Source organism: Marinomonas pontica (genome assembly GCF_036322735.1).
GTDB lineage: Bacteria > Pseudomonadota > Gammaproteobacteria > Pseudomonadales > Marinomonadaceae > Marinomonas > Marinomonas pontica.
This window is the reverse complement of the sequence record NZ_AP027271.1, coordinates 2,321,005-2,341,632: the sequence shown is the minus strand read 5'-3', so window position 1 is coordinate 2,341,632 and position 20,628 is coordinate 2,321,005. Positions and strand designations below refer to the sequence as shown.

18 protein-coding genes are annotated in these 20,628 nt (G+C 45.8%); 2 read left to right on the top strand and 16 right to left on the bottom strand.

Annotated elements, in window-relative coordinates:
• Positions 1 to 57: 57 nt before the first annotated feature.
• Together nrdA and AABA11_RS11010 are read right to left on the bottom strand one after the other, a co-directional pair.
• Positions 58 to 2,322 (bottom strand): class 1a ribonucleoside-diphosphate reductase subunit alpha, encoded by a 2,265-nt coding sequence (nrdA, locus tag AABA11_RS11015; protein WP_338267872.1) that lies wholly within the window; start codon positions 2,320 to 2,322, stop codon positions 58 to 60.
• A 300-nt stretch (positions 2,323 to 2,622) separates the two neighbouring features.
• Positions 2,623 to 3,345, bottom strand: coding sequence for a heparan-alpha-glucosaminide N-acetyltransferase (locus AABA11_RS11010; protein WP_338267870.1), 723 nt, complete (start codon positions 3,343 to 3,345; stop codon positions 2,623 to 2,625).
• Positions 3,346 to 3,425: 80 nt separating this feature from the next.
• On the opposite strand from AABA11_RS11010, the gene AABA11_RS11005 reads away from it, so the two are divergent.
• On the top strand, positions 3,426 to 3,926 hold the full coding sequence (locus AABA11_RS11005; protein ID WP_338269674.1) for an alpha-ketoglutarate-dependent dioxygenase AlkB family protein: 501 nt from the start codon (positions 3,426 to 3,428) through the stop codon (positions 3,924 to 3,926).
• Positions 3,927 to 3,965: 39 nt separating this feature from the next.
• On the opposite strand, the gene pdxH is transcribed toward AABA11_RS11005, so the two are convergent.
• The 4 genes from pdxH to AABA11_RS10985 are packed head-to-tail and all read right to left on the bottom strand — an operon-like array spanning position 3,966 to position 7,929.
• Positions 3,966 to 4,607, bottom strand: coding sequence for a pyridoxamine 5'-phosphate oxidase (pdxH, locus tag AABA11_RS11000; protein WP_338267868.1), 642 nt, complete (start codon positions 4,605 to 4,607; stop codon positions 3,966 to 3,968).
• Positions 4,608 to 4,609: 2 nt separating this feature from the next.
• The gene (gene coq7 / locus AABA11_RS10995; protein ID WP_338267866.1) at positions 4,610 to 5,242 is read right to left on the bottom strand and encodes a 2-polyprenyl-3-methyl-6-methoxy-1,4-benzoquinone monooxygenase; all 633 of its coding nucleotides are present in this window, start codon (positions 5,240 to 5,242) and stop codon (positions 4,610 to 4,612) included.
• A 15-nt stretch (positions 5,243 to 5,257) separates the two neighbouring features.
• Entirely contained in the window at positions 5,258 to 5,599 is a 342-nt protein-coding gene (locus AABA11_RS10990) for a histidine triad nucleotide-binding protein (RefSeq protein WP_265729725.1), read from the bottom strand.
• Positions 5,600 to 5,643: 44 nt separating this feature from the next.
• Positions 5,644 to 7,929 carry a 7TMR-DISM family protein gene (locus AABA11_RS10985; protein WP_338267863.1) on the bottom strand — a complete coding sequence of 762 codons (2,286 nt, stop codon included), beginning with the start codon at positions 7,927 to 7,929 and terminating at the stop codon, positions 5,644 to 5,646.
• Between the two features lie 59 nt (positions 7,930 to 7,988).
• Between AABA11_RS10985 and AABA11_RS10980 the strand changes: the two genes are divergently transcribed.
• A complete protein-coding gene (locus tag AABA11_RS10980; protein ID WP_265729727.1) occupies positions 7,989 to 8,240 on the top strand; it encodes a hypothetical protein in 252 nt (83 codons plus the stop codon).
• Between the two features lie 77 nt (positions 8,241 to 8,317).
• Here the strand turns inward: AABA11_RS10980 and AABA11_RS10975 are convergent, their stop codons facing one another.
• From AABA11_RS10975 to dsbD, 10 genes are all read right to left on the bottom strand, one after another.
• Positions 8,318 to 9,529: an IS256 family transposase gene (locus AABA11_RS10975; protein WP_338269659.1), complete on the bottom strand. Its 1,212-nt coding sequence runs from the start codon at positions 9,527 to 9,529 to the stop codon at positions 8,318 to 8,320.
• A 142-nt stretch (positions 9,530 to 9,671) separates the two neighbouring features.
• The gene (purD, locus tag AABA11_RS10970; RefSeq protein ID WP_338267860.1) at positions 9,672 to 10,958 is read right to left on the bottom strand and encodes a phosphoribosylamine--glycine ligase; all 1,287 of its coding nucleotides are present in this window, start codon (positions 10,956 to 10,958) and stop codon (positions 9,672 to 9,674) included.
• Between the two features lie 102 nt (positions 10,959 to 11,060).
• Positions 11,061 to 12,638 (bottom strand): bifunctional phosphoribosylaminoimidazolecarboxamide formyltransferase/IMP cyclohydrolase, encoded by a 1,578-nt coding sequence (gene purH, locus AABA11_RS10965; RefSeq protein WP_338269673.1) that lies wholly within the window; start codon positions 12,636 to 12,638, stop codon positions 11,061 to 11,063.
• 87 nt (positions 12,639 to 12,725) lie between these two features.
• Positions 12,726 to 13,004 carry a DNA-binding transcriptional regulator Fis gene (gene fis, locus AABA11_RS10960; protein WP_012070668.1) on the bottom strand — a complete coding sequence of 93 codons (279 nt, stop codon included), beginning with the start codon at positions 13,002 to 13,004 and terminating at the stop codon, positions 12,726 to 12,728.
• A 118-nt stretch (positions 13,005 to 13,122) separates the two neighbouring features.
• Entirely contained in the window at positions 13,123 to 14,091 is a 969-nt protein-coding gene (gene dusB, locus AABA11_RS10955) for a tRNA dihydrouridine synthase DusB (RefSeq protein ID WP_265729728.1), read from the bottom strand.
• 156 nt (positions 14,092 to 14,247) lie between these two features.
• On the bottom strand, positions 14,248 to 15,594 hold the full coding sequence (locus AABA11_RS10950) for a zinc-ribbon and DUF3426 domain-containing protein (RefSeq protein ID WP_338267857.1): 1,347 nt from the start codon (positions 15,592 to 15,594) through the stop codon (positions 14,248 to 14,250).
• Positions 15,595 to 15,633: 39 nt separating this feature from the next.
• Complete coding sequence (gene prmA / locus AABA11_RS10945) at positions 15,634 to 16,524, bottom strand: 50S ribosomal protein L11 methyltransferase (protein ID WP_338267854.1); 891 nt, start codon at positions 16,522 to 16,524, stop codon at positions 15,634 to 15,636.
• A gap of 118 nt (positions 16,525 to 16,642) precedes the next feature.
• Positions 16,643 to 17,983 (bottom strand): acetyl-CoA carboxylase biotin carboxylase subunit, encoded by a 1,341-nt coding sequence (accC, locus tag AABA11_RS10940; protein ID WP_265729731.1) that lies wholly within the window; start codon positions 17,981 to 17,983, stop codon positions 16,643 to 16,645.
• 20 nt (positions 17,984 to 18,003) lie between these two features.
• Positions 18,004 to 18,450 carry an acetyl-CoA carboxylase biotin carboxyl carrier protein gene (accB, locus tag AABA11_RS10935; protein ID WP_265729732.1) on the bottom strand — a complete coding sequence of 149 codons (447 nt, stop codon included), beginning with the start codon at positions 18,448 to 18,450 and terminating at the stop codon, positions 18,004 to 18,006.
• A 240-nt stretch (positions 18,451 to 18,690) separates the two neighbouring features.
• Positions 18,691 to 20,589: a protein-disulfide reductase DsbD gene (dsbD, locus tag AABA11_RS10930; RefSeq protein WP_338267848.1), complete on the bottom strand. Its 1,899-nt coding sequence runs from the start codon at positions 20,587 to 20,589 to the stop codon at positions 18,691 to 18,693.
• Positions 20,590 to 20,628 lie beyond the last annotated feature (39 nt).

The following is a 20,628-nucleotide window of genomic DNA, read 5'->3' as shown; positions in this document are numbered from 1 at the left end:
ATCAACATAACAAAGCCTCATCGTCATGAGGCTTTGTAGTATCTCACTGGGAGCAGGTTAGATCTTGCAAGCACCGCCTGCGCAATCGTCCATGTCTTCCTGTTTATCATCTGCGCCATCACGTGTGTTGTGATAGTAAAGCGTTTTTACACCCAATTTGTAAGCGGTAAGTAGGTCTTTCAAAATCACCTTCATAGGGACTTTTTGAGACTCAAACTTGCTTGGGTCATAGTTGGTGTTTGCAGAGATCGCTTGGTCTACGAATTTCTGCATAATACCAACAAGTTGCAAATAGCCATCGTTGGATGGAATAGTCCAAAGCAATTCATAGCTGTCTTTTAGGCGTTCAAACTCAGGTACAACCTGTTTCAAAATGCCGTCTTTACTGGCTTTAACAGACACGAAACCACGAGGTGGCTCGATGCCGTTGGTGGCGTTACTGATTTGTGATGACGTTTCAGAAGGCATCAATGCGGTCAGTGTTGAGTTACGTAGACCATGAGTCACGATCTCTGAACGCAACGCTTCCCAATCGTAGTAAAGCTCTGGAGAAACAACATTATCGATTTCTTTTTTGTAAGAATCGATTGGCAAAACGCCTTTGGAATAGGTCGTTTCGTTAAATGCCAAACATGGACCAAACTCTTTCGCCAATTTGTTCGATGCTTTCAATAGGAAGTATTGAATGGCTTCAAATGTTTTATGCGTCAGTTCGTTGGCTGAACCGTCAGAATACTTAACGCCGTTTTTCGCTAAGTAATACGCATAGTTAATCACGCCAACACCTAATGTACGACGAAGTTCTGTTGCGCGTTGTGCCGCTGGAATCGGATAGTTTTGGTAATCTAGCAAACTGTCTAAAGCACGGACGATGAGTTCTGCTAACTCTTCCAGTTCGTCTAGGTTTTCAAGAGCGCCAAGGTTGAATGCCGACAAGGTGCAAAGTGCGATTTCGCCTTCTTTGTCATCGATGCTGTTTAATGGCTTGGTTGGTAGTGCAATTTCCAAACACAAGTTACTTTGTTTTACTGGTGCAACTTGTGGGTCAAATGGGCTGTGCGTATTACAGTGATCCACGTTTTGTAGATATATACGACCTGTGCTTGCACGCTCTGAAGCAAACAGAGTGAACAGTTCTGTTGCTTTAATAGTTTGCTTACGGATAGAAGGATCTTGTTCATACATGGTGTACAGGCGATCAAATTCTTCCTGGTCAGCAAAGAAGGCATCGTACAAGCCTGGTACGTCTGATGGACTGAACAACGTAATGTTGCCACCCTTGATCAAACGCTGGTACATCAAACGGTTAAACTGCACGCCGTAATCTAAATGACGAACGCGGTTTTCTTCTACGCCTCGGTTATTCTTAAGAACCAACAAGCTTTCAACTTCAAGGTGCCAAATTGGGTAGAAAACCGTTGCTGCGCCACCACGAACACCACCTTGTGAACAGCTTTTTACCGCTGTCTGGAAGTGTTTGTAGAAAGGGATGCAACCTGTGTGGAAGGCTTCGCCACCACGAATCGGGCTGCCTAACGCACGAATAGCGCCGGCGTTTACACCAATACCAGCACGTTGGCTGACGTATTTAACGATTGCGCTGGAGGTGGCGTTGATCGAGTCTAATGAGTCACCGCATTCAATCAATACACAGCTACTGAACTGACGAGTCGGTGTACGAATGCCAGACATGATCGGAGTAGGCAGTGAAATTTTGAATTTAGAAACGGCATCATAGAAACGACGGATTAGGTTCAGACGTTCTTTTTTGTCATAACCTGCAAACAGGCAAGCCGCTACTAAGATGTAGATAAACTGAGGGCTTTCGTAAATGTCGCCCGTCACTCGGTTTTGTACTAAATATTTGCCTTCTAGCTGTTTTACCGCAGCGTATGAAAAAGCCATATCACGAGAGTGATCAATGAAAGCGTTCAATTCGTTGAAATCTTCTTCTGTATAGTCTTCAAGAAGATGAGCGTCATAACGTTTTTGTTCAACGAGATTTTTGACGTGTTTATACAGGTGTGGTGGCTCAAAGTCGCCAAAGGCTTTTTTGCGCAAATGAAAAATAGCCAGACGAGCAGCAAGATATTGATAATCTGGTGTGTTTTCAGAGATTAAATCCGCAGCGGATTTGATTAACGTCTCATGAATATCGGTTGTGCGAATGCCTTCGAAGAATTGGATTCGTGCTTTTAATTCAACTTGGGAAACAGAGACATTGTCTAACCCTTCAGCAGCCCATGCGATGACTTTGTGAATCTTTTCTAGGTTGATGTTTTCGGTCGTCCCGTTACGCTTAGTAACTGTGAGAGTGCTCATGCCTTAACTTCCCATTAGTGCATTGTAAAAAAGAGGTGATTTACTCTATGTAGTGTGTGTTTTTTAACTAACACACTACATGTAGTGTTTTGCTGGTGATCTGTAACGAACAATAGTGCTCATTAAGGTGAAAATCAAGGCTTGAAAAAAACTCGAAAATGAGAATTAAATAATAGCTAAGTGGTCACTTACTTTACTTGCCTGAAAAAGCGTAAAGTCAGCAATTGGCAAGGCCATAAATGCTATTTTTATCTATTTTTTGATGAAAAAAACTAACCTAGATGAACGCACGAAAAGTGATCAGAAAAAATGAGATAGCACCATTTTGAACGTGGCAACCAGTGCAAATAATACCAGCTGGTGAAGCAGATATATTGGCAGTGCGTAACGACCCATAAAAGCCAAAACATGTGTGCCAAAAAAGTTTGGTACAGGCAACTTATGCCAATTCAAATACCCCAATAAAGGGCCCATCAGCACAATGCCAATCCACGGAAAAGGGAAGACGATGTCTAACGTCCTTTGAGGGAGTGAGATATATTGAGTAATGGTTGAGAACGCGTTTGGAAAAGACAGCCATGTGGTGAAGTGGTAAATCAAGACAATAACAGCGCCCATGAGGGCCGATGAAATAGGCCATTTACAAAAGGGTCTTATCATCAACGAGGCAATAAAAATAAAGTGGAGTATGCCAAAATAAATCCATTGGTCGGGAACGGCGAGATAGGTCGCCAAAGAAATCACACCAGCCGATACAAACAGCTTGATATCACGCTTCCAAAAAGAGGGAGATTTGGCTTTATTCAACACTAAATAGGTAGACCAACCAATGGCCGTTAGGAACAATGTCAGAATGACACTTCGGAAAGACACCCAAAATGGGTCGTAAATGGAAAATGACATAAAGCCAAAGTTCCGTAAATCCCAGCAAAAGTGGAATATCATCATCAATAGAACTGCAGAGCCTCGATAAACATCGAGAAATAGGCTGCGTTTGCTTGGTTCGTTGGAGATTGACTGCATTGAAATCCAAAGGAAATAGTGTGATTAAAGCTCGGCCATCATACCGATACTCATTTTCTAGCTCAAGTCTGCCGCCTCTTATGTTGTCGCTAAAGGCTTTACTCCCCTGGGAAAGAGAAACATTGCTCATGTTTGGTCGAGACATTGCCGTCCCGAGAAAGGTGGCTTTTGTCGCGGATAAAGGTGTGTGTTATCGCTACTCTGGAAAAGATCATGATGGTGTTGGGTGGCCTGAGTGGTTATTGCCGATAAAAGAGGAGGCGGAGCGTGTTGCTCAGCAGACGTTTAATTCTGTGTTGCTCAATTGGTATCAAGATGGTGAAGACTATATGGGATGGCACGCGGACAATGAAAAAGTGTTGGGGCCAGCGCCCGTTGTCGCCATGCTGAGTCTGGGAGTAAGTCGCCCTTTTCTGTTTCGTTTGAAAACGAACCATAAAATTAAGCATAGTGTGGAGTTAGAGCACGGCAGTTGGTTGGTGATGTCAGCGTCTACTCAGGTATTGTGGCAGCATGCTTTGCCAAAAAGAAAAGCGATTAAAGAGGAGCGAATAAGCCTGACTTTTCGGCTCCTGCTTTAGATGCTTGTTAAGCATGGCCCGCGGTTAACTGATTTAAGATTAAGGGGCTTTGCGGGATCTCACCCAGCTGTTGTTTTCTTGTGTGAAACAGATGCGGTCATGTAGGCGGCTTGGACGACCTTGCCAAAACTCAATGAAACGCGGTTTGAGAATGTAGCCGCCCCAATTGCTTGGGCAAGGTACTTCTTGGTTGTCAAATGCCTGCTCTTCTTTTTGGAAGGCTTGCTGTAGCTCATCGCGACTGGCAATGACGGCACTTTGTTTTGACGTTCTGGCGGCCAGCTGACTGCCTCGTGGACGCGTTGCGAAATACGCTTCTGAAACGCCACGTGATACTTTTTCAATGGTGCCTTCAATGCGAACTTGGCGAGAGAGAGCGGGCCAAAAGAAGGTCATGCTGGCTTTGTTGTTTTGTGCTAATTGTTGGCCTTTTTCGCTGTCGTAATTAGTGAAAAAAGAAAAACCAGCGTCGTTACGTTGCTTTAACAATACCACGCGAGAATGAGGCCATCCATCGCTTCCAACGGTGCTTAGAATCATCGCGGTTGGGTCATCAGGGCACGATTCAATGGCTTTTTCTAGCCAGTTGTCAAACAAGGGAAGCGGGTCGCTGCCTGCATGTTCCTCTAGAAGGTCATCGAATTGGTAGTCGCGGCGAATGGATTGAAGGTCTCTGTTCATGATTATATCCGATACGTTGAAGTGGTCATGACTTTGGATACTTGGGTCATGATGGCCATAATGGGTTTTGGAAATTCGTATCCGCCAGCATCGAGTGCCATGGCTTTGTGTTTGGCTTCATCCATGTGCATTTGCGATAAGACAGCCTTGCTCTTTTCATCTTCTACGGGCAAGGTCGCCATGTGTTGTTGTAAGTGCAGGCAAACTTGGTCTTCGGTGGCGGCCACAAAGCCCAAACTAAGTTTATCGCTAATGAGACCTGCGCCTGCACCAATCAGAAAAGACGCTCCATAGAACAGAGGATTCAAAATACTGGGTTTACTGCCGAGGTCATAAAGGCGCTGCTCACACCACACAAGGTGATCAATTTCTTCGTCGGCGGCGTGTTCCATTTCTTCACGAACAGCGGGCAGTTTCGCTGTGGTGGCTTGCCCTGCGTAAAGAGCTTGAGCACACACTTCTCCGGTATGGTTGATGCGCATAAGGCCAGAAGAATGACGACGTTCTTGTGTTGTTAAGTTCGCTTCTTCAAATGCAACAGCAGGAGACGGGCGTGATGCGTTGGCAGCATGGGGCACTAACGTTTGTAACGCGCGATCAAACTGTAATACAGCTTTGTCTAGAAAAGAGATCATTGTGGTTCCTCTTGTTTAACCTGGAGGCCAAGTCATAGCGCGGCCACCCAATACGTGCATATGGATGTGATACACAGTTTGACCACCCATTTCATTGCAGTTCATTGCGACACGATAACCCGCGTCGCTGATGCCTTTTTGTTTCGCTATCTTGGCGGCCGTGATTTGTAATTTTCCAACAACGGGCGCGTCTGCGTCGGTTAGATCATTTAGGGTGCTAATATGGCGTTTAGGTATGACAAGGAAATGATGTGGTGCTTGCGGCATGATGTCTTCGAAAGCGATCACATCGTCGTCTTCATAAAGCACCGTTGCGGGTATCTCTTTGTTTACTATTTTGCAGAATAAGCAGTCCATATCCTCTCCTTTTGTTTGTATTATTCAGGGTTCGTTGTTTGGCTTCAAGGTGTTTTGCGTAAAGGATTGACCCTTGACAAGGATGTGTTTCTTAGGCGATCCCCTTTCTGTATAAGTCGGAGCAGCTGCTGCTCCAGTTGGGTATCCAGTTCAGAGCAAGGCAGTAGACCATCGAAGCCCAATTTTCTCGCGTAGTCTAGCGACATTTTAACATTATTACTGATCAGCAAGCATTGGTCTTCTGTGCGCATGAGTGGCATCAGTCTCTGCTGAGTGATATGAGGAATGTGACCGCCATTGTCAAAGACTAAGATAATGGATCCTGTTGTTCTTTTCTCAGGTAGTTCCAAATAGTCCAGCAAGTTTTCCAGTGTAGTGAGATGTTCAATGCGATTAGCGTGAGTTTGCAAAATGGTCAATGCGCGTTGCAGGTCATCGTCTATCTGGCCAAATACAATAATATCGAAATGGGGTTGTATTAGGTCGTTTGTCGATGGGCGAATGTGTACATTGATTGGAATCTTAACGGTTATGCGACGCTCATTTTCATCGGTGTTTACTTCACCTTCTAAATAGTTAATGAGCAATGAAATGTAGTGCATGCCAAGATCAAAGCTGTGTGTTTCTTGTATCCGCGAGGGGATTGGGCTGCAGCTAATTTCCAACAATGTCAGGCCGTCTCGATTGGCGTCGTGACGAATGATGTCGAGCGTTAAGGTCTGGTCGGTGAAGTGTTTAAACTCTTGGATAAGGCATTCAATAACGTGCTGTAGGATCGCCGCATCTTGCAGGACTTCAACTTGCTCAACGTTGTGCATGTTAATTTCCAGCAAGGTGTTGTCTTGGTCTAAACGTTGAATCGTGTTGTAGGCGTTGTCGATGAGCTGGTTTAACTGCAATGGATAGAGCTGTTCTGGGGGCGTGTTGTCTTTGATGTCGCTAAGAAGGTCGATCCTTTCGATGACATTTTTTAGATTGTTGTTGGCCGTAATGCTGCTGTTCAAAAACAGTTTTGTGTCATTGGATGTCGCAGCTTGTTCAAGGTGTGATAGCCCCCCACCAATAATATTGATCTGGCGACGCAGTCGATTTGATATGTCCGATAAAAGATCCATCATTTCGACTTGACCGTATTTGTTTTTCTGAGTGTGCTTTTGTATGAGCGGCGTGGTCTGCACTATCATGCCAGAGAAATGAATCATGGCTTCTAGAATGATGGTAATGGTCAGTCCCCATTCGAATAGAGTTGAGCTGGGGATGATGCCATAAACGGACATGATCCATGCAGAGTGCCCTGTCAGTAATGTCAATCGAGCAATGAGATAGTAGCCAGAAAATGGGATGTCTTTTAGAAAAGCGATCACCGCATGGACGGTCAAAAATAGCAGTGTTGTGACCACAATAATGGAAAGTACCAGGATGTTGATGTCGCTCGGCATAATCGTGAACAGCATGGCAAAAACTGCATTGATAGAGCCAATAACGATTAAGAGTTTGTCCATACGCGGAAGATACAGTTGGGTATCCAGATATAAGCGTGAGAAAAACACAATCGCGCACAAACACGACAGCGCGGACAGGTTATAGATACGTTCTTGGATGTTGGTTTGATCCGGAAAAAACTGCGACACCTGATCGTGAATGGAGAGGTGCAGCACCACAATGCCCACAAGCAAAAAGCTGTAAATCAAATACATGAAGTGGGTGGTCTTGATAAAAAAGAAAATATTGCAGATAAACAAGGTCAGCAGTATACCGATCAATATCCCCGTGACCGTGAGGTCATTCTGATTGTCTTGGCTTATCTTTGACAGGGTTTTCAGTTCAATCTTGGCGTTAATCGGCAATTTTGAGGACAGCTTCATATACACCGTAAACACCGGAGGAGTATTGGTGGGAATAGAATACACATAATGTGGGGATTTAATCGGCTTATTGCTGTAAGGTCTTGCGCCGCCTAATTCAGCCTGAACCTGACCCTCGTACAAGGTCGGCAAATAAAGGTCTAGGTATTGGAGCCTTGGTGAATTGACTTCAAGTAGAACAGGGAGGTTGTTGGTGGTTCGAATAGCGATGTCGGTACGAATCCAGATATTCCCTTTAACCATCCCGAACTGCAGATAATCACGATTAATGGGGCGGAATTTTTTGGCATAGAGATCGGAGGAGATGGTCTCGAACGAAAGATTTTGTTCTGGATCAATAAAGTAGGTGCCACTCTGACTGATGTTGGCGGTATCGTGAGTATCATCGATGATGGCGAGCGTATTTGAGCCCCATGCTATGTTGGCGATACTGAGTATAAAGAGTAAAATCAATCGATAAAACAAAACATTAGCCTAAGAGAATACTATGAAAGGCTATCATTATTAACTAGATAGGGGATCGAATGCTATATCCAATTTTGGTGGAGTATTATGTTTGGTTTAGCATAGTGCTATTAGGGGTCACTTGGTTTGCAAGGCAGTCAAAGCCCACGACACGAACGAATCTCATGTATGGTTATGGAATGATTGCTAGCTTGGGATTTGTGCTGGGGTTAGATTGGGTTGCTGGTGTTATTTTTGGGCTGTTGGTTTTGGAGTTAGGTCGTTTATTTAAAGCTTGGTTAGACAAAAAAGAATCGCAGCTGAAAAAGTAACTAACGCATATTGTCGTGCGATGCGATGCAAAAAAGGCCTCATTCGGACCCTGTAACAGATTCTGTGTAACTACCATTTAGTTAAGGTGCTTTTCGAGTCGCTCCTCGAACTCAATAATAAATCGACTCATCGCTTGGCGCCAGTTTTGAATGGGCATTGTCCATTTTTTACTGGCCTCTCTAATGGCAAGATAAACCATTTTCCTCGCAGAATCGTCGCTTGGGAAGACTTTACGTTTTTTAATGGCTCTACGGATGACACTGTTCAGTGATTCAATAGCGTTCGTTGTGTAGATCGCTTTGCGGATATCGTCAGGGTAACTAAACAGTGTATTAAGATTATGCCAGTGATTGCGCCACGATTTGGTGATTTGCGGGTATTGATCGTCCCAGACGCCTGCGAAACGATCTAACTCCAACAAGGCTTCTTCTTCCGTTGCAGAGCGGTAAACTTGCTTTAAGTCCGCCGTCACCGCTTTGTAGTCTTTCCATGATACATACTTCAATGAGTTGCGTACCATATGCACGATACACAGTTGAATGCTGGTTTGTGGGAAAACGGCATTGATGGCTTCTGGGAAGCCTTTTAGACCATCAACACAAGCGATGAGAATATCTTCTACACCACGCTGCTGAAGCTCAGTGAGGACGTTTAGCCAGAACTTAGCCCCTTCGTTTTCAGCAATCCACATGCCCATGAGTTCTTTATGACCGTCGGTGTTGATACCGAGTGCCAAGAAAATCGATTTATTGATAACACGCTTATCTTGGCGGATTTTCAACACAATACAATCAAGATACACAATGGGATAGATGGCATCCAAGGGGCGTGCTTGCCATTCAGTTACTTGCTCGATCACCGCGTTGGTAACACGTGATACCAGTGTCGGAGATATCTCAGCACCGTACCATTCATCGAAGGCATTGACGATGTCTCGGGTACTCATACCTTGCGCGTAGAGCCATAGGATTTTATCGTCCATGGAAGTAAAGCGGGATTGGTGCTTTTTGACCAGCTTTGGTTCAAAAGAACCTTCGCGGTCACGAGGCGTATCCAGTTCAAACTCACCATCTTCCGTCTTAATACGCTTACTGTTCTTACCATTACGACTGTTGGTTGACGAGGATTTTTGATGTCTCTCGTAACCCAGATGCTCATCCATCTCTGCATTCAAGGCCGCCTCAACGGTAATCTTCTTCAGCATTTGGCTAAATTCGTTAAGATCCTCAGGCGTTTTAATGCCTTTGGCGGCTTCTTTTGCGAAGGCTTCCAGTTCTTTTTGGTTCATTTGCATCTACCTATCCTTAATTCTCTATAGAATATGTTGTGATAGGTAGTTACACAAAATTAGTTACAGTCTCCTCATTCGAGGCCTTTTTGTTAGTTGTTTGCTATTGAGAGCAACCGCATTATCTTACGAAATAGAGTGATTACTTCTGTTCGCGAGCAATGGCGCGGTGGCCGATGTCGGTACGGAAATACACCTTGTCCCAAGACAATGTGTTCACAACATCGTAAGCCGCTGCTTGTGCTTCGGCAACGCTATCACCAAGAGCAACAGCGCAAAGGACACGCCCGCCATTAGTCACAACTTGGCCGTCTTTTAATGCTGTACCTGCTTGAAAAACTTTTTGGCCTTCAGGAAGTACCGTATCCAAACCAGAGATAACATCCCCTTTTGGGTAATCCGCTGGGTAGCCGCCAGCCGCAAGAACCACACCTAAACTAGCGCGAGGGTCCCAGTCTGCTTCAACGGTGTCTAGCTTGCCATTGACTGCAGCAAGACACATTTGCGCCAAATCAGAGCGTAAACGCATCATGATAGGTTGTGTTTCAGGGTCACCAAAACGACAGTTGTATTCTAGAGTCTTTGGCGTGCCATCGGGGGCAATCATCACACCAGCGTACAAGAAACCACGGTAACGGTTGCCTTCCGCGTTCATGCCTTTAACTGTTGGCATGATGACTTCATTCATGATGCGATCATGAATTTCTGGCGTTACAACAGGGGCAGGAGAGTAAGCACCCATGCCGCCTGTGTTCGGGCCTTTATCGCCATTGTCGCGCGCTTTGTGATCTTGGCTCGTTGCCATCGGCAAAACAGTCTCGCCGTCTACCATGCAGATGAAGCTGGCTTCTTCGCCAACTAGGAACTCTTCGATAACAACACGGCTGCCCGCGTCGCCAAAAGAATTGCCTTGTAGCATGTCTTCAACGGCTTCGATGGCTTCGGCTTCGGTTTGTGCCAAGATAACGCCTTTACCTGCCGCCAATCCGTCCGCTTTCACCACGATCGGAGCGCCGTGTTGCTTGATGTAAGCAACAGCAGGTTCGATCTCAGTGAAGTTGCCGTAAGCTGCGGTTGGGATGTTGTGGCGAGCTAGGAAATCTTTGGTAAACGCTTTCGAGCCTTCTAATTGTGCTGCGGCTGCGGTTGGGCCAAAAATCGCTAAGCCTTCTTTTTCAAACGCATCAACCACACCAATAACCAAAGGCGCTTCTGGACCAACAATCGTCAGATCGATGCTTTCTTTTTTCGCGAAAGCCACAAGATCGGCAATGTCAGTCACGCCGATGTTTACGTTTTCTACTTTGATTTCAGTGGCTGAGCCTGCGTTACCTGGGGCAACAAAGACTTTTTCTACTTGGTTAGATTCTGCGGTTTTCCATGCGAGAGCATGTTCACGTCCGCCGTTACCAATAATAAGAACTTTCATTATCTAATCCTTTGTATTGCAAGTCAGAGGCCGAAAAAGCCTCTGACAACAAACTAATAAAACGTTGGCTTAATGAACCACGGTTTATCAATGACGATGCTTTTAATGACGGAAGTGACGCATGCCAGTGAAGACCATTGCCATGCCCGCTTCGTCCGCGGCAGCGATGACTTCATCATCACGCATAGAGCCACCAGGCTGGATAACAGCCGTAATGCCTGCTTGTGCGGCCGCATCGATACCGTCACGGAATGGGAAGAAGGCATCAGACGCCATCACAGAACCAACCACTTCTAGGTTTTCGTCAGCGGCTTTAATGCCTGCGATTTTAGCACTGTAAACGCGACTCATTTGGCCAGCGCCCACACCAATCGTTTGTTCCGCTTTTGCGTAAACAATGGCATTAGACTTAACAAATTTAGCCACTTTCCATGCAAACAATAGGTCTTTTAGTTCTTCTTCGCTAGGTTGGCGTTTAGAAACGATTTTAAGATCGTCCAACGTAATAACACCATCATCACGGTCTTGAACCAACAAGCCACCATTAACGCGCTTGTAATCAAGTGCGGCTGGTTTGTCTTTTGACCATTGGCCGCACTCAAGAAGACGAACGTTTTGCTTCGCGGCAACGATGTCAGCGGCTTCTTTGCTAACGCTTGGCGCAATGATGACTTCAACGAATTGACGATCAACAATCGCCTGAGCGGTTTTAGCGTCTAGCTCTTGGTTGAACGCAATGATGCCGCCAAAGGCAGATGTTGGGTCAGTTTGGAAAGCAAGGTCGTAAGCGTCAAGCTGAGTTGCTGCCGTTGCCACACCACAAGGGTTGGCGTGCTTCACGATCACGCACGCTGGTTTATCAAAGCTTTTTACGCACTCAAGAGCCGCATCCGTGTCAGCGATGTTGTTGTAAGACAACGCTTTACCTTGGGTTTGTTTGGCTGTGCTGATAGACGCTTCTTTAGGGTTGGCTTCAACGTAGAAAGCGGCTTTTTGGTGTGGGTTTTCACCGTAGCGCATTTCTTCTTGCTTGTTGAATTGTAGGTTAAAGGTGCGTGCGAAATCTTCGCTGCCGCCTTCGACTTTTTTGCCTAGGAAGTTGGCAATAGCGCCATCATAGTGAGACGTGTGTTCGAATGCTTTCACCGCAAGGTCAAAACGCTGTTCGAACGTCAAACCGCCATCGGCTTTAAGAGAGGCCAAGATGCCTTCGTAGTTGGACGGAGACACAACGATGGCTACGTCTTTGTGATTTTTCGCTGCGGAACGAACCATGGTCGGGCCACCGATGTCGATGTTTTCAATCGCCATTGGTAGGTCGCAATCAGGGCGCTCGATGGTCGCTTCGAATGGGTAAAGGTTCACGACGACCATATCGATTTCTTCGATGCCGTGTTCTTTCATGATGGCGCCGTCGATGTCACGACGACCAAGAATGCCACCGTGCACTTTCGGATGTAATGTTTTAACGCGGCCGTCCATCATTTCAGGGAAGCCTGTGTAGTCAGAAACTTCAGTTGCGGCGACATTGTTGTCAAGTAAAAGGCGGTAAGTTCCACCAGTTGAAAGAATTTCAACACCGTGAGCGGTTAATTCGCGCGCGAATTCGACAATGCCTGTTTTGTCGGAAACACTGATCAACGCTCTTTTGATAGGAGTTACTGTATTTTGATTTGCCATCATGGTTCTCGCAATTAATTTAACACTAAATAAACAAGGGGAAGGTAAGACGAAAAAAAGGGCGAATTCGCCCTTTTTTCTTTGTGCTTATAGCATGCCGTATTGCTTCAACTTCTTACGAAGTGTTCCTCGGTTTAAACCAAGGATGGTGGATGCTTTTGTTTGGTTATCCTTTGTGTAGCTCATGACAGACTCTAGCAAAGGCGCCTCAACCTCGGCTAAGACTAACTGGTATAAGTCTGTTATTGGCTGCCCATCAAGATGAGCGAAATAGTTTTGTAGGGCTTTTTCAACATTGTCACGTAGGGTTTGTGACTGCTCTGAAGAAGCGGCTTGAAACGTATGTGTATGAGTTTGTTCTACCACAGAATGACCTTCTATTTTTAAAGCTAACCATTTATTAATGAGCATTGATTATCATAGGGAAGAGTGATCTAAATCTTCATTTTTGATGTTCATCACATTAAGTGTAAGGTTCGTTTGTCTACTGACAAACAAAGAACTCTTCCAATTTATCAAGTTGTTCTTGCGTATTATCAATACGGTTAAACAAGCTGCGAAATTGTGTTTTATCCGCTAACGTTTGCAAGTACCAACCAACGTGTTTGCGTGCAATACGCACACCTAAATAATCACCATAAAATTGGTGTAAGGCGTTCACATGGTTGATAACCAGCTGTCTCACCTCAGATAAAGATGGAGGTGCTAACAATTCGTTTGTTTGTAGATAGTGATTTATTTCGCGAAAAATCCATGGTCTTCCTTGCGCGGCTCGACCAACCATAATGCCATCGGCATTGGTGTAATCTTTCACAAATTTAGCAGACTCGGCGTCTTTGATGTCCCCATTGGCAAAAATGGGAATGCTCAAATGATGCTTAATCTCTGCAATCGTGTCGTATTCAACTTGGCCTTGGAATTTGCATTCACGCGTTCGTCCATGAATTGCCAGAGCTTTAATGCCGATATCTTCGGCCATCTTGGCAATAGTAAGGCCATTTTTCTGATCCAGACTCCATCCAGTGCGGATTTTTAGAGTGACAGGAACAGAAACACTATTTACAACCGATTCCAGTATGTCACGAACCAAGGCTTCATCTTTTAGTAATGCTGAGCCTGCGGCTTTATTGCATACTTTTTTTGCGGGACAACCCATGTTGATATCGATGATTTGTGCGCCGAGTTCAACATTTTGTTGAGCGGCTTCAGCCATCATTTTTGGGTCACCACCAGCGATTTGAACGGATCTCGGTGAGACTTCAGCGTCGTGTATTAAACGATGGCGGCTTTTAGTCGAGTTCCACAGGCGAACATCAGAAGTAACCATCTCTGATACGACTAAACCTGCACCTTGGTCATGGCAAAGGCGGCGAAAAGGCAGATCTGTTACACCGGCCATGGGCGCGAGAATAACAGGTTTGTCAACGCAATATGGGCCAATAGCAAATGCCATGATGTTCCTGAATACTGGATTGAATGTTAAAGATCGTCGACAGTGTCGAGCGGGCGTGAATAATACCTAGGCAATCGCCATTTTTGAAGTCTTGACAGACTAAAAATTGACTATTTTTTGTTCTTTTTTATCGGTTAGTGATAAAAGTCCGCAAAACTAGTAGGAGCGCGTGTCTGAAGGGAAGGCTCTTAGCTGATGTGTGACGGCGCGGGCGCCCGGATCTTGGATTGGAATCACCAAATGAATAGGGGTGTTTGGTGGCATATAGGTAATATCTAGGAAGTCTTTATGTAAATAATCGTTTGGCGCAAAGAGACGTGCCGCGACGGGGAGGCCATTAAGGTCGAAAAATTCCAGTGCGATTTTTGGCATCGGCTGAGAAAAGTCACTGGTGTTGGTGATGATGGCATTGACCAGTAAGGTGTTTGGCAATGTGGGGTGACTTTGGATGCGCACATGCTGAATGGTGATTGCTGTTGTGTCCTCAAACCCAGGGAGCGTGCATCCAGTGTAGGAGCACAATGTTCGATAGATTGGTCGGAAGCTGGATGAGCGGCTACCTTCATCAAAAAAGTGCATAGCAATTTGTGCTGATAGGATGGCGATGCCTAATAATGATGCGAAAAACCACAGCCAAGGGTGTGACTTCTTTTTGTGTGATGCGGGTTCGGATTCGCCCAGTAGTGGCGCTAAGCTCTGTTGCGCTGACAGCTGTTCCAATATTGAATGCTGACTTTTGATGTCAGACGGGCGCGCTTGTTCTGACGCTGTTTGAGCCAAAGAGTGTAATGCGACCATGTAGTCCGGCTCTTGGGCTGGCATTGTGGGCTCAACTGGTGCTGTCGCTTTAGGCGTGGCGGTAAGATTTGTTGGTGTTGGTGGCGTTTGTGTCGTCTTAGAGGTATTGGAGAATGATTTTAACGCGGCTTCCACTTCAGCCAGTTCCACTTCCCATGGAGCAGGCTCGTTTTGGTTAGAGGCTTGGTTCTGTTTTGGTGTCTCTGCCTGTCTTGGTTGCTCTATTTTTGGTGCTGCTTCAGCGGTGCTCTCGGCTGTTGCTGGCTTATTGTTTGCCTGTAACGGCCGTGTGTCATCGTTGTTTGGTTCTTCGACTTTGTTGGATGGTGTTGGGGTGGTCTTTTTCTTCTCGCCGAGTGGGTAAAGGTCCTCGTCATCGAAAAGAGTGTGTAGCCAATCTGGGTTCACGACATCGTCAGCAGGGGAAAATTGTTCATTGATGGTATTTTGCTTACGAGGCGGTGACAGGGGGCGCTCTGTTTCTGTTAGGGTGTTTGCGAGAGCGTGTTCTTTGGTTGCTGAAACCTGAGTTCGGCTTTCTTGGTTTTTTTGCACTGTTTCCGACGGGTTGGTCAGTTTTCCAGCATCAAAAATATGGAAGCATTGTCCGCATCGGACTTTGCCCTTGGCCATGCTTAATACCTCGTCACTTACACGAAATGCAGTCGAACATTTTGGGCAGCGAGTAATAAAGCTATTGGCCATGGGGTGTCATCTTCCTTTTTAAAACATCTCTAAACGGGGTTATGCGTGCTTTGTGGCAACGATGCGTACCCATTCTTCTTTTTCAGCAATCGAGTCAATCGTAAACCATTCTTGATAGGCTTCAGCGACTTCCTGAGCTTGGTTGGTCAGTATGCCAGATAGCGCCAATTGACCACCGTTTTTTACTAAAGCGGAAATAGTCGGTGCAAGATGAGCAAGTGGGCCTGCCAATATGTTGGCGACAACGATGTCAGCTTGTAGTTCAGATTCGTATGGCGGAAGTTTGACTTCAATGCGTTTTGGGTCAATGTTGTTACGCTGCGCATTGGCTTCTGTAGCTTGAACGGCTTGTGGGTCAATGTCGATTCCCACCATATTGTTGGCGCCAAGCAATAGTCCCGCAATGCCTAAAATGCCGGAGCCACAACCATAATCGATAATGGTTTTGTCTTGGCAGTCGATGCTGTCTAACCATTGTAAACACAAGGCCGTTGTTGGGTGAGTGCCGGTACCAAAAGCCAAACCAGGATCCAACATCAGGGTTACCGCGTTTGGATCGGGTACTTCACGCCAGCTTGGGCATACCCAAAGGCGCTCGCCAAACTGAATGGGATGATAGCTGTCCATCCATTCTCGTTCCCAGTCTTTGTCTTCGAGTATCTCAATTTTCATGTCGATATCGGATTCATTGATGGATTCGGCTTTGTGCTCAATCACAGGGCGGATGTGTCCAATGTCGGCATCGGCTTCAAAAAGCCCAGTGACCTTGGTGTTTTTCCAAAGTGGTGTTGTGTTCAGGTCAGGTTCGTATACCGGATCATCATGAACGTCTTCAAAGGTGACAACCAGTGCACCACATTCTAAAAGAGTGTCTTCGAAAGCCGGGACGTGATCAGGCGTGGTATGGATACATATTTGAAGCCAAGGCATAAAGTGGAGTCCAACAATAAACAAACAGGAATAGAATAACGAAGCTTGGAGCGAGAGGCGAGAGGAAAATGATTGCCCCTAGTGAATTATGTGTTCACTAGGGGCAAAACTGCGGACATTAAAGACCGAGTTTTTTCTCCAAATAATGGATGTTAACGCCGCCAGCAATGAAGTTAGCATCATTTACTAGCTCTTTTTGAAGCTCAATGTTGGTTTTGATACCGTCGATGAAAGTTTCATCTAGAGCGCCAGAAAGGCGTTTTAGAGCAGCAGTACGATCAGGCGCATGACAAATGATTTTTGCAATCATTGAATCGTACGTCGGTGGTACAGAGTAGCCGCTGTATAGGTGTGAATCGACACGAACGCCCATGCCGCCTGGTGCGTGGAAATACTCCACTTTACCTGGGCAAGGCATGAAAGTTTTCGCGTCTTCTGCGTTGATACGAGACTCAACTGCGTGGCCGTTTAGCTTGATGTCTTCTTGTTTCAAAGACAAAGGCAAGCCGCTGGCAATACGTAACTGCTCTTTTACGATGTCTACGCCTGTGACCATTTCAGTCACTGGGTGCTCTACCTGTACACGAGTGTTCATCTCGATGAAGTAGAAGTTGCCATCTTCGTAAAGGAACTCAAATGTGCCCGCACCACGGTAGTTGATCTTGATACAAGCATCAACACACGCTTTCAAGCACGCTTGGCGAGATTCTTCGTTCAGCATTGGTGCTGGTGCTTCTTCCAATACTTTTTGGTGACGACGTTGTAAAGAACAGTCGCGATCGTATAAATGAACCGCATTGCCTTGACCATCAGCCAGCACTTGTACTTCTACGTGACGTGGGTTTTGTAGGAATTTTTCCATGTAAACCGTGCTGTCACCAAAGTAAGAGCCAGCTTCAGATTGCGTGATGCTGATCGATTTTAGAAGGCTGCCTTCGTTGTGAACAACGCGCATACCGCGACCACCACCGCCTGCTGCGGCTTTAACGATAACCGGGAAACCGATTTCGTTTGCAACACGGATACATTCTTCTGGATCAGAAGGCACTGGGCCATTAGAACCAGGAACCGTAGGTACACCCGCTTCTTTCATTGCCTTGATAGCAGACACTTTGTCGCCCATAAGGCGAATAGTTTCTGCTTTTGGACCAATGAAAGTAAAGCCAGAACGTTCAACTTGCTCTGCGAAGTCCGCATTTTCAGCAAGGAAGCCGTAACCTGGGTGGATCGCTGAAGTATCTGTCAGTTCGGCCGCACTAATGATGGCTGGAATGTTCAAATAACTTTGAGCAGATGGGTTTGGCCCAATGCAGATAGATTCGTCTGCAAGGCGCACATGGAGTAAGTCACGGTCAATCTTAGAGTGAACCGCAACGGTTTTGATACCGAGTTCTTTACACGCACGTAAAATACGTAGCGCGATTTCGCCTCGGTTAGCAATCAATACCTTATCGAGCATGATGAAACCTTTGCGTTGGATTAAATGATAGTAATAAGAGGCTGGTCGAATTCAACTGGTTCGCCGTCTTCTACAAGGATAGCGCCAATTGTGCCAGACTTATCGGCTTCAATTTGGTTCATCATTTTCATCGCTTCAACGATACAAATAGTATCGCCAACGTTCACTTTTTGGCCTACTTCAATGAAAGGCTTAGCACCTGGTGCAGAAGACTTGTAGTAAGTACCAACCATTGGAGAGTTAACTGTATGACCAGAAATAGCCGCTGGCGCTTCTGGTGCTGCAGTAGACGCTGCTACTGGAGCCGCCGCAGGTGCAGCCATTACAGGAGCGGTCATCATAGGTGCTTGAACTGGCGCACCACCACGACTAATACGAACAGCTTCTTCGCCTTCTTTGATTTCAATCTCGTAGACGTTAGATTCTTCTAAAAGCTCGATTAGTTTTTTGATTTTACGAATGTCCATGATTACTCTCTTCTGTCTGTATTTAGTGGTTCAGTGATTATGACATTCACTGATTATTATAAATTTGGTGTACTGCTCACGGTATTGTGTGAGCAGGGCTTCAGTACAATCGAAATTGTAAAAGCTTGTAACGCGAAATTATCGGTAAAAAGCAGGATATTGTCCAGTTATGCGGCAAAAAAACCGAAAAATGTTTACTCTGATTGTTTTTTGATCTCTTGTAAACTCCTTAACAATGTCTTACGGTTTCTCTAGCAAAATAGTGTCCAAGCGCCTAAGCAGTAACGATTTGCTGGGTTCTCCCATTAACGTCAGCGCGTCACGGGCTTTTCCATTGCTGTCTAAGAAAACCAAAGACGGTGGCCCAAACAGGCGGAATGTCTGCATTAAAGCTTGGTTCTCGGTTGAATTTTCAGTGACATCGACACGAACGAGCTGAACATTGTCGAGTCTTGAGTGCACATCATCCGATGCAAACATCTCTTCCAATATTTTGCAGCTGACGCACCAATCGGCGTATAAATCCAATACGATAGGGCGCGGATCTTGGCGAGCCACTAGCGCGTTAAGCTCACTCAAGCTGGTAATAGTGGCATCAAAAACAACCGCTTCTTCTAATGTAGTTGAGGGGGAAGATACATTTTTCAAGGGTTGTAGAGGCTTATCATTGCCAGCCGCCCCGCCAATAAATTCAACACAACCAAGAACAAAAAACACCAATGCCAAAAACCAGCGGACAGGATGCGAAGCCACTAGGCATGCACGATGTATAAAATAGCCACTGCACGCAAGAGCCACTAAGCCCCACAAGTAAAGGTGGCTACTTGAATCAAGCCAGCGAGTGATTAGCCACACAGCCATGGCAAGCAAGCCAAACCCCATCAGTATTTTGATATCGTGAAGCCATTCGCCATTTTTGGGGAGTACTTTAGGGCCAAATAGTCCGACCAATAGCAAGGGTGTTCCCATGCCAATCGCCATAACAAACAGCATCGCAGCGCCGTACCAAGCCTCGTTCTGACTGCTGATATAAAGCAAGGTGCCCGCTAATGGCGCCGAAACACAGGGGGAAACTACCAGAGTCGACAACACGCCCGCTAAAAATACGCTCAATGTCGATTTCCATTTGCCCGCTGCAGGAGCACTTGCTGTGTGCAGGCGTTGTTGCCACGCGCTGGGCAGTCGCAGTTCATAAACGCCAAACATCGCCAGCGCGAGCAAAACAAAAACGAGGGCACTGACAATCAATAAAACAGGGTTTTGCATGTGAGCTTGAAGGTTAAGCTGGATGCCAAACAGACCAACCAATCCGCCAATGGCTGAGTAAGTTAATGCCATAGCAAGCACATAAACCACACTGTAATAAAAGGCGCCTACTCTAGAATGACGGGTTCCGACCACAATCGCACTGACGATAGGAATCATAGGCAATACGCAAGGTGTTAACGATAACAGCAGCCCCAGCCCAAACAGCAGGGCTATGGTAGACAACAGACTGCCAGACACAATTCTGTCGCTGATGGACTGTGCATCGTCAAAGCCTGCTGACTGGCGGCTTGTCGATGAGTTGTCAGAAAACAAATTGTCAGAAGGCTGGTTGTCTGAAGGTAAACTGTCTGAAAGTGAGCTCTCTGCTGTTGTGTTGTTTGAAGCTGAACGGCCGGAAAATGATTTTTCTAACGAAGGGGATAGCGCAGGAACGGTAAACTGAACGGGCACTTTTTGTGGGGCATAGCATAAGCCTTTATCAGCGCAACCTTGATACGATAAAAACGCATTAACCTGAGTCCCAACTGGCAAGGTAATGTCATAGTAAATGGGAAGTGTTAATGTGTTTCGATAAACGGTAACGGTACCGAAATAAGGATCTTGCTTTGTTTCACCGGAAGGGAAAGGTGAAAAGTGTAGATTATCGGCCCCTATGCCAGACAAACCAAACTGTTCTTGATATAAATAGTAACCGTCATGGATTTGCCAGCTGGCAATCAATTTACCGTCTTTTGGTGCTGATACGGACAATTGAAAAGCTTGGTCAACGGGCAAAAAATCGGGCTTGGAAAACGCCGAGGTCGCCCCAAACGTAAAAGCCTGAGAAACACTGTGAAATGTCAGTAGCAACAAAAAAGCAATAAAGCGCATAAATGTATAATCGTATTGAGTAGGAAATAGAAAGCGTAA